At 53.3% G+C, this 14,394-nt stretch carries 16 protein-coding genes; 1 reads left to right on the forward strand and 15 read right to left on the reverse strand.

The window, feature by feature from the left end; translation table 11 throughout:
- Positions 1-2 precede the first annotated feature (2 nt).
- The 8 genes from folK to dacB form a co-directional block, all read right to left on the reverse strand.
- A complete protein-coding gene (gene folK / locus H924_RS11425) occupies positions 3-491 on the reverse strand; it encodes a 2-amino-4-hydroxy-6-hydroxymethyldihydropteridine diphosphokinase (RefSeq protein ID WP_015652111.1) in 489 nt (162 codons plus the stop codon).
- Positions 491-871: a dihydroneopterin aldolase gene (folB, locus tag H924_RS11430; protein ID WP_015652112.1), complete on the reverse strand. Its 381-nt coding sequence runs from the start codon at positions 869-871 to the stop codon at positions 491-493. Before folB ends, folK begins: the two co-directional genes overlap by 1 nt.
- A complete protein-coding gene (gene folP / locus H924_RS11435; protein ID WP_029703019.1) occupies positions 864-1,718 on the reverse strand; it encodes a dihydropteroate synthase in 855 nt (284 codons plus the stop codon). The genes folB and folP overlap by 8 nt, the downstream gene beginning before the upstream one ends.
- Complete coding sequence (gene folE / locus H924_RS11440) at positions 1,719-2,324, reverse strand: GTP cyclohydrolase I FolE (protein WP_042392747.1); 606 nt, start codon at positions 2,322-2,324, stop codon at positions 1,719-1,721.
- Positions 2,302-4,821, reverse strand: coding sequence for an ATP-dependent zinc metalloprotease FtsH (ftsH, locus tag H924_RS11445; protein WP_015652115.1), 2,520 nt, complete (start codon positions 4,819-4,821; stop codon positions 2,302-2,304). Before ftsH ends, folE begins: the two co-directional genes overlap by 23 nt.
- 155 nt (positions 4,822-4,976) lie before the next feature.
- Positions 4,977-5,561, reverse strand: a complete 585-nt coding sequence (gene hpt / locus H924_RS11450; protein ID WP_015652116.1) for a hypoxanthine phosphoribosyltransferase — start codon at positions 5,559-5,561, stop codon at positions 4,977-4,979.
- Positions 5,562-5,612: 51 nt separating this feature from the next.
- Positions 5,613-6,557: a tRNA lysidine(34) synthetase TilS gene (gene tilS / locus H924_RS11455; RefSeq protein WP_015652117.1), complete on the reverse strand. Its 945-nt coding sequence runs from the start codon at positions 6,555-6,557 to the stop codon at positions 5,613-5,615.
- Entirely contained in the window at positions 6,558-7,841 is a 1,284-nt protein-coding gene (dacB, locus tag H924_RS11460; protein ID WP_015652118.1) for a D-alanyl-D-alanine carboxypeptidase/D-alanyl-D-alanine endopeptidase, read from the reverse strand.
- A gap of 122 nt (positions 7,842-7,963) precedes the next feature.
- Here dacB and H924_RS11465 point away from each other — a divergent pair, with 122 nt between their 5' ends.
- The gene (locus tag H924_RS11465) at positions 7,964-8,440 is read left to right on the forward strand and encodes an inorganic diphosphatase (protein WP_015652119.1); all 477 of its coding nucleotides are present in this window, start codon (positions 7,964-7,966) and stop codon (positions 8,438-8,440) included.
- Positions 8,441-8,511: 71 nt separating this feature from the next.
- Here H924_RS11465 and H924_RS11470 read toward each other — a convergent pair whose 3' ends face one another.
- The 7 genes from H924_RS11470 to H924_RS11500 are packed head-to-tail and all read right to left on the reverse strand — an operon-like array spanning position 8,512 to position 14,371.
- Positions 8,512-10,053, reverse strand: coding sequence for a polyamine aminopropyltransferase (locus tag H924_RS11470; protein ID WP_015652120.1), 1,542 nt, complete (start codon positions 10,051-10,053; stop codon positions 8,512-8,514).
- Positions 10,041-10,466 (reverse strand): DUF350 domain-containing protein, encoded by a 426-nt coding sequence (locus tag H924_RS11475; protein ID WP_015652121.1) that lies wholly within the window; start codon positions 10,464-10,466, stop codon positions 10,041-10,043. Before H924_RS11475 ends, H924_RS11470 begins: the two co-directional genes overlap by 13 nt.
- A gap of 17 nt (positions 10,467-10,483) precedes the next feature.
- Positions 10,484-10,897 carry a DUF4247 domain-containing protein gene (locus tag H924_RS11480; RefSeq protein ID WP_015652122.1) on the reverse strand — a complete coding sequence of 138 codons (414 nt, stop codon included), beginning with the start codon at positions 10,895-10,897 and terminating at the stop codon, positions 10,484-10,486.
- Positions 10,894-11,394, reverse strand: coding sequence for a DUF2617 family protein (locus H924_RS11485; RefSeq protein ID WP_015652123.1), 501 nt, complete (start codon positions 11,392-11,394; stop codon positions 10,894-10,896). The genes H924_RS11480 and H924_RS11485 overlap by 4 nt, the downstream gene beginning before the upstream one ends.
- The gene (locus H924_RS11490; RefSeq protein WP_015652124.1) at positions 11,395-12,003 is read right to left on the reverse strand and encodes a DUF4178 domain-containing protein; all 609 of its coding nucleotides are present in this window, start codon (positions 12,001-12,003) and stop codon (positions 11,395-11,397) included.
- Between the two features lie 38 nt (positions 12,004-12,041).
- The gene (locus H924_RS11495) at positions 12,042-12,920 is read right to left on the reverse strand and encodes a PRD domain-containing protein (protein ID WP_029703016.1); all 879 of its coding nucleotides are present in this window, start codon (positions 12,918-12,920) and stop codon (positions 12,042-12,044) included.
- A gap of 8 nt (positions 12,921-12,928) precedes the next feature.
- Positions 12,929-14,371: a glycoside hydrolase family 1 protein gene (locus tag H924_RS11500; RefSeq protein WP_015652126.1), complete on the reverse strand. Its 1,443-nt coding sequence runs from the start codon at positions 14,369-14,371 to the stop codon at positions 12,929-12,931.
- Between the last annotated feature and the right edge of the window lie 23 nt (positions 14,372-14,394).

Raw genomic sequence — 14,394 nt, forward strand, 5'->3', positions numbered from 1 at the left:
GCCTAGAACTCCTGAATCTTGGTGACGCCTTCAATATCGGTGGGATCAAGGTTATCTACATGCTCGGCAACGGTGGTGCCGTGCAATATAGCGTCAGGTTCTACTTCCAACCATGGAATCAAAACAAAGGCGCGCTGCCAAGCCCACGGGTGTGGCAAGGTCAGCTCTGGGTCATCGGAAAGGATTTCTTCATCATCTGCGCGCACCTGCACAATATCAACGTCCAAAGTACGTGGACCCCATTTGCGAACGCGCACCCGTTCAGCGGCTTCCTCCAGCTTTTGACCACGTCGCAGCAGTTCCAAAGGGGTGCTATTTACATCAACAACGATGACGGCATTAAGGAATTCATCTTGGTCGGTTACACCCCACGGCGGGGTGGCATAGATGGACGACTGCGCAACAATTTCAGAGGAAAACTCATCAAGCACTGTCTTAAGCAGCGCATAACGGTCATCCATATTGGAACCAATGGATAGTACAGCGCGCATTAGTTCACACCTCTTTTATTGCGGGAGCGACGAGCCACTACTGCCACATCGGCAAAGGTTCGTGGGATCGGTGCCTTTGGTTTGTGAATTGTTACTTCCACAGCATGCAAGGCAGCAAAACGCGCCATTAAAGTATCGGCAGCTTCGGTAGCAACAGTTTCAATAAGGTCGCGGGATGGGCCTTCCACAATGTCGGCCACCAGCAGAGCTAGCTCACCATAATCAACGGTGTCGCTGAGATCATCGCTAGCTCCGGCGGAGGAAAAGTCCATCCAGCAGATGACATCCACAATGAAGGGCTGTCCCTGCTCTTTTTCAAAATCAAAAACGCCGTGGTGCCCAAAGCATTCTAGGCCTTTAAGCTCGATGCGATCAGCCATGGTACTGGCCTCCGCTGCGCCATAGAGCAGCCACATCAACGGCGTCGCGGGATACTGGCACATTGTGCACTCGTACTCCCCAAGCACCCATTTGTGCGGAAACTGCGGTCACTGCTGCGGTGGCAGGATCTGCATCCAAAGGGGTTACTTCCAAGCCCCGTTCTTTGCGCACACCTGCCAAGAAACGCTTGCGGGAAGCTCCCACCAGCACTGGGAAAGGTCCGTCAATAAATTCTGGGAGGGCCTGTAACAAACGCCAGTTATCCTCGCGGGTCTTAGCAAAACCAAGACCTGGATCCAGCACAATTTGGTCCTCGGCAACACCTGCTGCGGTGGCCTTTGCCACCAAATCATCAAGCACGTGGTGCACATCTGCAACTACGTCATCGCCATGATCAGCATGTCCGGCAGCATCGCCAAATTGCAGGGTGCGCCAGTGCATCAGGCATACCGGGATCTGCGCATCGGCCATCACTGCAAACATTTCAGGATCAGCCAGGCCGCCGGAAACATCGTTGATCATGGAGACGCCAGCTTCTGCAGAAGCTGCTGCAACTGAGGCGCGCATAGTGTCCACGGAGGTAGGAATTCCTGCCTCATGGAGAGCCCGAATTACCGGAACTACTCGGTCACGCTCCAGGTTTGCGTCGACACGCACTGCCCCGGGGCGGGTGGACTCGCCGCCGACGTCAATCATATCGGCGCCCTCTGCGACAAGTTCAAGGGCGTGTTTAATGGCGGCATCGGTGTCGATGTAGCGCCCGCCATCGGAGAAAGAATCCTCGGTGACATTAACGATTCCCATTACCAAGCAACGTCCTGGGATTGTCAACGAAGCTACATTCATTTAACGGCCTCTAATCAGGGTAAAGACCTCCGCGCGGGAGGCAGCGTTGTTCTTAAAACCGCCGCGCACGGCAGAGGTGGTGGTTACGGCGCCCGGCTTGCGGATACCGCGCATTGCCATGCACAGGTGCTCAGCTTCAATCACCACGGCCACGGCCTGGGCATCAAGCTTTTCGACGAGGGCATCTGCAATTTGAGAGGTCAAACGCTCTTGTACCTGAGGGCGCTTGGCATACATATCAGCCAAACGCGCCAACTTGGACAAACCGGTGACCTTGCCGGACTTTCCAGGGATATAGCCAATGTGAGCTACCCCGAAGAATGGCACCAGGTGGTGTTCACAGGTGGAATAGATGGGGATCTCGCGCACCAGCACCAGTTCCTCATGACCCTCAGAGAAGGTCTTTTCCAAAACCTCAGTGGGATCTTCATGCAGGCCAGCAAAGATTTCCTTATATGCCCGTGCCACACGAGCTGGGGTTTCTTGCAGGCCTTCGCGCTCTGGATCCTCGCCTACTGCAATGAGCAACTCGCGGACGGCAGCAACGGCGCGTTCCTCATCAAATTCCCGGATTGCTACGTGATCATCCACGGGTTTCACCTTCATTATCAGAGCTCTCATCCTTGTTTTCGGTGCCATCGATCATGCGGGGGCGTTCCTCCACGATGGGCATTTCAGTGGTTTCTGAAGCACTGGCAGAAGGACGCTCTGGATAATCAGGGCGCTCATGCTCAGGCAGGCGGAAACCGATAATTTCAGTTGGGGCAGCACTTGGGGTTGCACCTGGGGTCTTAGGCGCAGCTGGGGAATGCTCTGCGCCGGTGGTTTGATCCATAAGTTCTGGATCGCCAAAGCCATAGGCCTTCATACCTGGGTGCTCGCCGGCATTTTCTCCTGCAGCAGTGCCAGTCTGGGCATAAGGGTTCGGACGAGTGCCACCTTGGGAAGCATTATCGGCAGCGTTATCAGCATGGTGCTTGCCGGAGGCAGAACCTGGAACCGTCCAATTAGCAGGAGGTGGGGTGCCATAAGTAGGCGCTGCTGTTGGGGTGGCAGGAGCAGCAGGTACAGCGGGGCTCAAGGGAGCCTTGCCCTGTGCTTCCAATTCCTGACGGCGGCGCTCACGGGTAGCACGGGAAGCTTCCAAGATGGAGAACTTCTTTGGTGGTTCTTCGCCACGTTCCAAAGCAAGTTCCACTGGAGTTTTCACGGGCTCACGGCCTTCTTGGCGTGGGAACCTGGTGGATTCTTCAGGGAATACTTCAGAGACCTTGCGTGGCACGATGTCGGTAAACAGTGCTTCCAAGTCTGGGCGACGCAGAGTTTCCTTTTCCAACAGCTTTTCAGCTAGGCGGTCTAGGTGATCGCGGTGCTCAGCCAGGATGGCATAGGAAATTTCATGTGCCTTATCCAGCAGGAACTGCACCTCGGTATCGATGGTGGCAGCTATTTCCTGGGAATAGTCCAGGTTTCCGCCACCGCCTCGGCCGGAGAATGGATCGCCTTGTTCTTGGCCATATTTCACCATGCCGACAGCAGGTGACATACCGTATTCGGTCACCATGGATCGAGCGATCTTGGTGGCCATTTCAATATCGGCAGACGCGCCGGTGGTGGGCTCGCCAAAGACAAGTTCCTCAGCGGAGCGGCCACCCGTGGCAAAGACCAATCGCGCAAAGAGTTCATTGCGGTTGTACATGCCCTTGTCATCTTCTTGGGCAGTCATGGCATGTCCGCCAGTACGACCACGCGCCAAGATGGTGACCTTGTAGACGCGTTCAATATCTTCCAAAGCCCAGGCAGAAAGGGTGTGGCCACCTTCGTGGTAGGCAGTGACCTTCTTTTCCTTTTCGGAAATGATCTTGCCGGAACGGCGCGGGCCGCCAACAACGCGGTCAGTTGCTTCTTCCAAAGCATCGCCAGTGATCACATTGCCACCCACACGGGCGGTCAGTAGGGCTGCTTCATTCAGTACGTTGGCCAGGTCAGCACCGGACATACCGGCGGTGCGCTTGGCCAAAGACTTGATATCTGCATCGGGAGCAAAAGGCTTGCCCTTGGCGTGAACTTCCAAAATCTGTTCACGGCCACGCAGGTCAGGGTTGGTTACTGGGATCTGGCGGTCAAAACGGCCCGGACGCAGCAACGCTGGATCCAATACGTCTGGACGGTTGGTAGCTGCCATCAAGATGACGCCCTGGCGATCGCCGAAGCCGTCCATCTCCACCAGCAGCTGGTTCAGGGTTTGTTCACGTTCATCGTGTCCGCCACCCATTCCTGAGCCACGGGCGCGACCAACAGCGTCGATCTCATCGATGAAGATGATACAAGGGCTGTTTTCCTTGGCTTGTTTGAAAAGGTCACGCACGCGGGAAGCACCCACACCCACAAACATTTCCACAAAGTCAGAACCGGAAATGGAGTAGAAAGGTACGCCAGCTTCGCCAGCTACCGCACGGGCCAGCAGGGTCTTACCGGTACCGGGAGGACCATAAAGCAGTACACCACGAGGGATCTTCGCACCAAGGGCCTCATAGCGGGATGGGTCTTGGAGGAAGTCCTTGATTTCTTGAAGTTCATCCACTGCTTCTTCAGCACCGGCCACATCAGAGAAGGTGTTGGTAGGCATGTCCTTGGTCAATTGCTTGGCCTTGGAGCTGCCAATGCCCATCATTCCGCCACCCTGCATGCGGCTCAGGAAGAACATCAGCAGTCCGAAGATGATCAGCATCGGCAAGATGAGGCTGACCATGGACATCAGGAAGCTTTCCTGGGTCACATTGGTGGTGTAGGAATCGGGATTTGCTGCCTCTACCTTTTCAAAGATGGTATCGGCAGTGCGCGCTGGGTATTGCGCAATGATTTCTTCAACACCCTCACGTTCTTCCACGGTAATGGGCTCGCGCAAGGTGAGTCGCACGCGCTGTTCGCGGTCGTCAATTTGAGCTTCGGCGACGTTGCCGGCGTCGAGCTGTGCCATTGCGACGGAGGTGTCTACCTCCTGGAAATTCCTGGTATCGCTGCTAAACAGGGAAACCAAAAATAACACGATGAGGACTACGGCTGCGATGCCGCCAATCTGCAGGTATTTCTTGTTCTTCATGCGCAGTGGCCAACCAGCCGGAGCCGATCAGCCCGTGCCTTTCTCGGGTTAAAGGGGGTGTGAATTAGGTGCAGGACAATGATGTGACAACGGTTAACAAGGCCAAATCGTTCCCACCGCGGGTCAATTCAACTGAGCCCGGGACAAAATAAGGATTAGTCCGAGTAAACGCGAGGCTCTAGGGTGCCAACATATGGCAGGTCGCGGTAGCGCTCAGCAAAGTCGAGGCCATAGCCCACAACAAATTCATTTGGAATATCAAATCCGATGTCGAACATGTCAATGTTAGTGGTCAAACGCTCTGGCTTACGCAGCAAGGTAATGACATTGAGGGACTTTGGATTGCGGTTACGCAGGTTGCGCATCAGCCAAGAAAGGGTCAGGCCGGAGTCAATAATGTCCTCCACGATGAGCACATCGCGGCCTTCGATTTCTTTGTCCAGGTCCTTGAGGATACGAACCACTCCGGAGGAGGAGGTGGAGTTTCCATAGGAGGACACAGCCATAAATTCAGACTGGGTTGGGATATCGAGCATGCGGGAGAAATCAGCAAGGAAGTAGAAAGCACCCTTGAGGACACAGACCAAAATGAGGTCGTCTTCAGCGTCTTTGAATTCCTCAGAGACTCGCTTGGCCATCTCAGCGATGCGCTGCTTGAGCATCTCTTCGCTGATGAGGACGGATTCGATGTCATCTCCATAAGGATTTGCTGGAACGTTGAAGTCCTTTTTATCCGCCATCTCGATGTTATTGCTCATAGCCACATTCCCCTTATTTTCAATAAATTGGTGTTAATCGTTGATCCTAAGCTTGCCACTTTGACGCACCACTTCCAACCTCCCAGTTGCCGTTTTACCCACGGCCACTGGTCCTTGGCCATGCCAATCAACAAGGAGGTGGTCAATTGCCTCAAGTTTGCGCGAGTTTACCTTGATGTCATAACCACGGAGAAAATCCGCCAACATTCGATGCCGCACGGCCCGAGGCTCGGCTGCCAAAGTCACCGGAAAACCATTTTTCCACTCTCCCCTGCGCTTTTCGACGACGCCCTCTAGTACTTCGGCAGCCTCGGCAGCGCGCCGCGCTGCCAGTGCCAAACCAGGTATGGGATCGCCTCCGTGGACCTCGCCTAAAAGGGGCAATACCTGAGTGCGCATGGCGACTCGTCGAAAAGCGCTATCTGAGTTTTGGGGATCCTGCCAAGGAGTGAGCCCCAGCTCTGCGCAGGCGCCTTGGGTGTTGGCACGCCGGGCTCCCAGGAGGGGGCGGATGACGGTGAGATTGGGGCGTCGAGAAGCGTCCAACATGCCGGTGGAATTGCCACGCAAACCGGCCAAAAGGTAGGTTTCAGCCTGATCATCCATCGTGTGCGCTACCCAAATCTCGGTGCTGAAATGCGCAAATGCTGCATAACGAGCCTCCCGCGCCGCAGCCTCCATCCCCTGCCCCGGCGTGACCTCAACGCTGTGCACAATGGCTTTTGCGCCCATTAACTCAGCCTGCGCCGCGGCTTTTTCCGAAATCTCGCGCGAACCTTCTTGTAAATTATGGTCAATACAAATCGCGGTGACGGCTGCCCCCTCAGCTCGCGCGGCGGCTATCAGGCTTAAAGAATCCGCCCCACCAGAAAGTCCCACAAAGATGTGTTCTTGCAGGTAGGGGCGGATATTATGACGCAAAATCAGAAAGTTGGGACTCTGATCCGGCAATTCCAGCTGGCCGATACGAGCGGGCATTTAATAATCCCTCAGCACAGAAGCCATCTCATCCAAGGCCTCTCGCGCAGGCAAAATTGCCGATTCATTAGACACAAAAGCAAAGGTAAACACCCGTCCCGACTGTGAGGTCACCACGCCGGCCAACGCTGAGGTATCCGTCAAGGTACCGGTTTTGGCACGCACCCAGCCGGCTCCCGAAAGACCTTCATAACGATCCTCCAAGGTGCCGGTTCCATGTGCGATTGGCAAAGAAATCAGCAGCGGCTTGAGCTCCGCCTCGGTAGCAGCGCGGGTGAGAATATCATCCAAAAGCTGCGGGGTAATCAAGTTATCGAAGCTCAGGCCCGAATTATCCACGATGGACACCCCGGTGAGATCAAACCCATGCTGCTGCAAGATCTCCAACGTCATCTGTGCGGTGCTGGCCGAATCAGTTGCTTTGCCTTGTTTAGCCGCAACTTCTTTAGCCAGGCCCTCTGCCATAACATTGTCAGAATCCTTCATCATGCGAGCTAAGCGCTCCACCAGCGTGTCCGAAGTGATGCTGGCCAACACTTCTTGATTAGAGGTAGTTCCTGTTCCAACTTCGGTGGCACCGACGCGATCAGCCACCGCTTGGGCGACGTCGAGTGCAGGAGTATGGGAGCGTGGCAGGTCTCCCTCTGCCCCGCCGAGACGACCACCTTCAATCATGGCTGGTTCCACCGAGGTGATATAACCTGCATCAATATCGACTGGATCCCACGTTTCAGCAAATGCAGCATCCGGCCAAATAGAGGTATCGATCAATACCTTGGAGATATTTTGCCCCGCTAATTGCTGGCCTAGATCATCCAATTGTTCCTGGCTGATGGTGACATCGCCAGCAGCCTTAATAACGACAGTTCCGGCTTCATCACCAGCCACCACATCGGTGGTGATGGTGTCATTTGCTCCTAATTGATAGAGCGCCATGGCTGCCGTAAGAATTTTGGTTGCCGAGGCCGGACGCACCGCCACCTCCGGATTGTGCTGCCACACTACTTCCCCAGATTCCACATCGCGGGCAATTCCGACAAAAGTACCTAGGCGGGAATCAGTAGCTTTGGCATTAAGTTGTTCTGCTAGGGCATCAAAGTCAGGAACTTCCGTGGCAGCTGGATCAATAGCAGAACTAAAAAGTGGTGCTGGCATTTCCGCAGTTTGAGCGGGCGGATGATTCAGCCCAAAACCGCTGCTATTAACCCAAATTCCCGCTCCAATGACCGAGCTGACCACGACAAGAGCGCCCACCGATGAGCTCACCCACAACGCCTTTTTCATGGGCTCTCCTTCCTGTGTGGCTTCAAGTGTTTAAGCTTATATCGCGTGCCAACCTAGCTGGAATTACGCAACACGCTAGAATTACCTATTAAGTATAAAAACCTAAGAAGAAGAGGACTTCTATGAGAGTCGAAGTAACCGTCGAAATCCCTAAGGGTTCACGCAATAAGTACGAGATCGATCACGAGACCGGCAAGGTATACCTCGATCGTTACCTGTTCACCCCAATGGCGTACCCACTGGACTACGGATACATCGAGCACACCCTGGGTGAAGATGGAGATCCATTGGACGCCCTGGTCATCCTGCCAGAGTCCGTATTCCCAGCAGTTGTTGTTAAATCCCGCATCATCGGCGTCTTCAAGATGACCGATGAGGCCGGTGGAGATGACAAGCTGCTCGCAGTTCTTGACGATCCTCGCTACGACCACATCCAGGACATCTCCGATGTTTCTGACTTCCTCAAGGATGAGATCGAGCACTTCTTCGTCCACTACAAGGACCTAGAAAAGGGCAAGCACGTTGATGGCTCCGGTTGGGGCGACAAGGCTGAGGCTGAGAAGATTCACGCTGAGGCAATCGACCGCTACAAGGCTTAAGCCTTAAGTTTTTCACATACCCCGAGTTCACCCTCCCGAGCGGAGTGGCTGAACTCGGGGTATTTTTGCAGCTACTCCCCTGATTGGCGATAACCGCGGTGCAAATCTTCCACAACTCTTGGATGATCCAAGGTTGAAGGTTCTAAATCCTTAGGCTGGTTATCCTCCCCAAATACAGCAGCGGCTGCGAACACCTCATTATTAAGGTATTTCAGTGCTGGGGTATCTGACCGCAGCTGCAAATTCATCGTGTTAGGGCCGCACAATTGGAATCCCCAGTCCCCAAAGGTGGGCACGTGCACATGATAGGGAATGGTTTGGGCACAGCCTGCTGCTTTGAGAGTTGAGCCCACCCGCCAAAACACATCCGGAGTGGAATAAGCGCTGGAAGATTGCACCACCATGCGCCCATTGTCATTGAGCCGAGCACGAGCCAGGGCATAGAACTCCTGGGAATAGAGCCTAGCCATCGTGTCATTATTGGGATCTGGGAGATCAATAATGACGGCATCGTAGGTTTCACCATTGTTGCCACCACTGCGCAGCCAGGTGAAGGCATCATCGATAACAATTTTTACCCGGGGATCCTCCATGGATCCGCCATTATCACTGCGTAACACCGTATTGGCCACATTGATTACTTCGGGATCGAGCTCCACCTGAGTAATGGACATCTCAGGAAATTTAAGCAATTCGCGCGCTGCCAAGCCATCTCCACCGCCGATGATCAAGACTGATGAAGCATCATCAGAAAGCGCAGGATATACCAAGGACTCTGTATAGCGGTGTTCATCCCGAGTGGAATATTGCAGTCCACCGTTGAGATAAAGCCGGCGATCTTTTCCCCGCTCTGTCACCACAATGTCCTGATAAGCGGATTGATGGGAATAGATAACAGGATCACGATAAAGCTGCGCCCGCGCACTTGCCACGATTCCATCGGAACGCACCAGCACTGTTAATAACAAGCCAATAGCCAGTAGCAATGCCACAACCGCGGTGATGAAATGAGCTCGGGGAAGCAAATGCCGCAGCAGTACACAACCCACAAAAAGCGCTGCCAAGAGGTTTATCATGCCGGCAGCTGCAGCACCTCGCATCATTCCAAGCCACGGCAAAAGAATAAAAGGCCAGGCCAAACCACCAAGCAAAGCTCCCAAGTAATCGGCGGCATTTAATGTAGCCACCAAGGATCCGGTGGTTCGAGCGTCTGCCAGGCGACCTTGTTGGATCATGGTCATCAGCAATGGCAATTCCGCGCCCACCAAGATGCCAATGGCGGCGGTGGCGAAAACCAAAATCCCCAAAGACTGCCCAATGGTGGCGAAGGTAAAGTACAGCACCAGTGCAGAGCAGCCACCCACCAATCCCAGCAGGGTTTCCACGCCGAGAAAGGTTTGAGCAGGCCATGCCAAAAAAGGTTTAACCAGCAGTGCACCCAAACCAAGGGCTGCAACATAACCTGCAACGATAAGTGAAGTCTCCACAATGCCACCGCCATTGAGACTGGTGGAGAGAGAGACTAAGGCTAGCTCATAAACCAGGCCGGAAGCTGCGCAAATAGCAACGGAAACCAGCAACAACCAGCGCCAAATGGGACCTAGATCAGACATGCAGCGTTAACGGCTCCGACAACAACCAAAATGACGGCAACTACTACAGCTCCGGAACGGAGTTTGGGATCCTCCACCAAATCACGGAAACGCCCAGGAATTAGCGCCTCAAGAACCACCATGACAACTACTTGAATTAGTAGCCCCAGCACTCCGAATATGGCGGTTTCCACCAGGCCTTCGATAATAATTTCGGAGGAGGTCAAAACCGCGGTGACCACAATGATGCCAATGGAAATTTGCTGGCCAGCGGTGATAATTGCAGCATTGGGCAGGTGATGAACAAAAACTAATTTATGTAATTTGCCGGGTGTGATGAGGTCGAGAATGACAAAACCAAGCACCAAAATGGCGGCGGCGAGGACAAAATAAGCCAGGGTGCCAATCACGCCATCGATAAGATATTCACTCATGTTGTAGTTCCTTTAGGCTATTTGACTCCGCCGCTAGACCCGGAGGACCCGCCGCTGGAATTACTAGGAGATGAAGGGCCAAATCCGCCACCCAACCAAATGAAGGTGCCGTTGTTAATACGATCTAAGCCTTCTACGGTGATGCGACAATTGGGAGTGCCTTCACCGCTGACTGTGACCAAGTTTTTGCGATAACGCAGGTAAGTGTCACCAGTGGCGGGATCTACTGCTTGATCCATTGGCTTGGACATGGCCACAATCTCATCCACCACGCCCGTTTCATTGGCGCAGGAATACTGACCATTTATGCCTTCCCAACGATCAGAGATTTGGCTGCCGACGGCGGGACGTGCAACCACCGCTGCGATCAGGCACAACACCGCAAAAAACAGCAATATGAAACCGATTGTTCTTAAGGTTTTTGCACTCATGGCTGATAGATACTCCTCGTGCTCACGATGGTGCGCTCAGCAGGATAAAGATGGTGTGACCACCACTGCCAGGCACCATGGGAATATTCAGCACTCAGAGCAGTCAGGTGATGGGGACCAGCACCTGGAAAACTCACAATCAACCAATCATCACCAGCTGTGGCGATTTCGGTTGCGGCTGCTTCAAAATCCTCTGAATCCAACACGGATACTTTGGTTTGAAGCACGTAGTTTTCACGGCTCATGCTTTCTGGAAGTGGAAAACGCGCATCTTCTTGGAGCGGAGCATGGCAAGAAATTTCTTCTCTAAAGCGCCCAGCGGGCGCTTCTACGGTGACCACGTGGGATGCGCCAATCACGGCTAAATGGCAAGTACTGGGGTGTGGGGCTGCGTCGATAAGCGTCTCAGCAAGAACCTCTGGCAGTTCGCCATTCCAGCTCACCCCGAGATCCCCGGCGCGCACGTCGGCCGGCAGGCAGTCGATTGAAGTATGCATTTAGGCCTCGGGAGCTGGGTAAACCTTGAGTTCACCGGGTAGAATTTTCCAGCCTAAAGAGGCTTCAAGCGGGCCGTCCGCACCATAGCGTTCCAGGCTAAAGAGCCTATTTCCACCAGCTTCGGCCATATCCCAGTATTCATACTCGCCAGAGTCCGCGAGACCGGTGGTGCCTTCGGAGGTGAAAGTGCCCATACCAGATTCGGTTTTGCGATAACGCACGCCTTCGACAGTAACTTCGCGCTCGGGTGTGACATCGAGGTCGGGACGGGAAATCCACCAACCCAGTTTCAGCTGGCCTTCGTCATATTCCACGCTGAGATATTCGCTGCCCTTGCCACCATCAAGCAGGTATTCGTGCCAAATATATTGGCCTTGACGCAATTGGATCGCACCGCGGCAGACATAGTCCACCGCACCATAGGTGATGATCGCGCCGGGTCCCAGTATGCGGGCATTAAAATCCGCAGAGCCATCCGCAAATTTCAGAGGATCTTGGCGCTGCCGGGGTTGTTGAGGTTCGCTCTTCTTTTTCTTCTCAGCCAGGTACAAAAAGATCACTGCACCGATGACCAGGATTACTGCGAGGATCAGCCAGGTGATATTCATTTAAAACTCCAGGTTGGTTGAGTTCTTTCACATCTACCCTACCTGGGAGTCCGCATCAAGCGAGCGATATGGAGGCTGAGATACACCACCTCATCATCAGAACAATTGGTATCTAATTCCATTTGCAGCATCATGATCACTTTTCCCGCAATGTTATAAGCCACCGGATATTCATCAGCCACCTTGGTGGACAGACTCAACATGGCATCCTCCACCTGATGTGGATCGCGTCCCCTGCCAATCATTCTTTGCAGGAGATACCGCAGGTGAGTCACAAAACGGGCGGCAGCGGTGGAATCTCGATCAATCTCATGGTTCGGCAAAGCGGTTTCAATGACATCAAAAACCTGGGAAAGCAGACTGGTTAATTGCGCCGTACGCGTCATGGTGTTCTGTGCTGAGTTTTGCGCAAATTGGGCATTAACAATATGCAATGCCAAAGAGATAGCTTCTTCCTCAGGCAGGGACACCCCCGCAGCTTTTCTAATGTGCCCTAGAGCTTTAAGTCCAAAGGAATACTCCCGTGGATAAAACTGGCTAACCTCCCAGCGCAGCGGATTAGGCATTCTAATTCCCTGCGCTGCTCGATCAATGGAGAATCGAATATGGTCAGCCATGGCAATAACAGTGGAATCGGGAATCTCCACATCACACATAAACTGTGCATTTTCAGCCAGCTCGCGAGCCAGTGCGATGATTTCTGGGTTTAGCTCCGCGATTAATCGTGCGAGGTGTTCTGGTGGTTGTAAGCCTCCCGCGCGAAAATGCTCCTGCACAGCACTTTCTTGCACGGCTGCGCCAGCTGCTCGACCAAAGCCAATGCCTCGGCCGAGCAGCACTGCGCGATCGGCACCTCTTTCGGCGAGGACCACATTGTTGTTGAAGACCTGCACGATCTTCCAGGCTGTTGTTGTCACGGCTCTAATTATGCTTTAGTGCCGGCTTCAACAGATACGGATTCAGGCAGCGCATTATTGGCAATAACCTGTTGATACCAAAAGAAGGAGTCCTTCTTAATACGTGCCAGTGACTTCAGATCAGTATCGGTGCGGTCGACGTAGATAAAGCCATAACGTTTTGCTACACCTTGGTGGGTGGATACCAGATCAATGGCAGACCACGGGCAATAACCAAACATCTGCACACCGTCTGCTAGGGCATATTGAATTTGCTCAATATGCTTGCTGAGGTATTCAATGCGGTAATCATCATGCACTCGGCCGTCGTCAGTTAGGGTGTCGAACTCGCCCAGACCATTCTCAGTGAGAATCATTGGAAGTTGGTAGCGGAACCAGATTTGGCGCATAACGGTTCTAAAGCCATGCGGATCAATCCCCCACCCAAAACTTGTCATTTCCAGGTGGGAATTCTTCACCGCTTTATAAAGGCCTTTTTCACCCCACGCAATTTGCTGGTCGCCACTGCCATCGTTGATATCCTCGTCCTCTGCAATGGCGGCCACCGTTTGTGAGTTGTAGTAGTTGAAGGCAATAAAATCTGGCTGCGCTGCTTTCATTAGATCCATATCGCCGTCTTCAATGGTGGGCTCCCAGCCACGTTCCTTAAGATAAGCCCAAGCGATGCCGTTATATTCACCGCGCACTGCAAGATCCAGATAAAGCCAGTTGCGAATAGCCCACCAGTTATCGGCTGTGACCACATCTTCCGGGGATTCAGTGGCAGGATAAACCGGCGCAATGTTGGGAGCAGGTCCGATGAGGGCATCGTCAAGCATTTCATGGCAGGCAATCATGGCTTTAGCCTGTGCCACAAACATATTGTGGTTTTGCTGGTAGAGATCCTTTTTGGCAGCTAGCCCGCGCAGTTTTGTGGTTCCCAATGCATCACCATGCAAAATCATCATGTTCTGCTCATTGATGGTCAGCCATCTTTTTACCTTCGAGCCATATTCCCGGAACAAAATTTTGGCAAAACGCTCGAAGGCATCAACAGTGGCACGATTTCCCCAACCACCTTTTTGGTCCAGCGCTGCCGGTAAATCAAAGTGATACATGGTAACCAGTGGCTCAATGCCATATTTGTTGAGCTCATCAATCAGCCGGTGATAAAAAGCAATGCCGGCCGGGTTTTCTGCACCGTCTCCATCGGGAATAATGCGGGTCCACGCGATTGAGAAGCGATAAGTTTTTAGTCCTAGCTCCGCAAAAAGCGCCACATCTTCTTCCACGTGGTGATAGGTATCAGTGGCCACGGTGTAATCACAGGTACCCTCCGGATAACTTTCCCGCGCATCGATCACCGACGGCCCTTTGCCATCTTCATTCCACGCACCCTCCGTCTGATATGCCGAAGTCGACGCACCCCAGAGGAAGTTTTCAGGGAATGGAGGAAGTTGAGAAATATGCATGATTGCCTTTCTTAAAAGCTGCT

The organism is Corynebacterium callunae DSM 20147, from assembly GCF_000344785.1.
GTDB lineage: Bacteria > Actinomycetota > Actinomycetes > Mycobacteriales > Mycobacteriaceae > Corynebacterium > Corynebacterium callunae.

What these genes read in the sequence shown, in the direction of transcription:
- folE (WP_042392747.1), bottom strand. Translation starts at nt 2,324, where the DNA reads ATGAAGGTGAAACCCGTGGATGATCACGTAGCAATCCGGGAATTTGAT.
- H924_RS11470 (WP_015652120.1), bottom strand. Translation starts at nt 10,053, where the DNA reads ATGTCTGATCTAGGTCCCATTTGGCGCTGGTTGTTGCTGGTTTCCGTT.
- H924_RS11465 (WP_015652119.1), top strand. Translation starts at nt 7,964, where the DNA reads ATGAGAGTCGAAGTAACCGTCGAAATCCCTAAGGGTTCACGCAATAAG.
- ftsH (WP_015652115.1), bottom strand. Translation starts at nt 4,821, where the DNA reads ATGAAGAACAAGAAATACCTGCAGATTGGCGGCATCGCAGCCGTAGTC.
- H924_RS11480 (WP_015652122.1), bottom strand. Translation starts at nt 10,897, where the DNA reads ATGAGTGCAAAAACCTTAAGAACAATCGGTTTCATATTGCTGTTTTTT.
- H924_RS11475 (WP_015652121.1), bottom strand. Translation starts at nt 10,466, where the DNA reads ATGAGTGAATATCTTATCGATGGCGTGATTGGCACCCTGGCTTATTTT.
- H924_RS11500 (WP_015652126.1), bottom strand. Translation starts at nt 14,371, where the DNA reads ATGCATATTTCTCAACTTCCTCCATTCCCTGAAAACTTCCTCTGGGGT.
- hpt (WP_015652116.1), bottom strand. Translation starts at nt 5,561, where the DNA reads ATGGCGGATAAAAAGGACTTCAACGTTCCAGCAAATCCTTATGGAGAT.
- folP (WP_029703019.1), bottom strand. Translation starts at nt 1,718, where the DNA reads ATGAATGTAGCTTCGTTGACAATCCCAGGACGTTGCTTGGTAATGGGA.
- H924_RS11485 (WP_015652123.1), bottom strand. Translation starts at nt 11,394, where the DNA reads ATGCATACTTCAATCGACTGCCTGCCGGCCGACGTGCGCGCCGGGGAT.
- folB (WP_015652112.1), bottom strand. Translation starts at nt 871, where the DNA reads ATGGCTGATCGCATCGAGCTTAAAGGCCTAGAATGCTTTGGGCACCAC.
- folK (WP_015652111.1), bottom strand. Translation starts at nt 491, where the DNA reads ATGCGCGCTGTACTATCCATTGGTTCCAATATGGATGACCGTTATGCG.
- tilS (WP_015652117.1), bottom strand. Translation starts at nt 6,557, where the DNA reads ATGCCCGCTCGTATCGGCCAGCTGGAATTGCCGGATCAGAGTCCCAAC.
- H924_RS11490 (WP_015652124.1), bottom strand. Translation starts at nt 12,003, where the DNA reads ATGAATATCACCTGGCTGATCCTCGCAGTAATCCTGGTCATCGGTGCA.
- dacB (WP_015652118.1), bottom strand. Translation starts at nt 7,841, where the DNA reads ATGAAAAAGGCGTTGTGGGTGAGCTCATCGGTGGGCGCTCTTGTCGTG.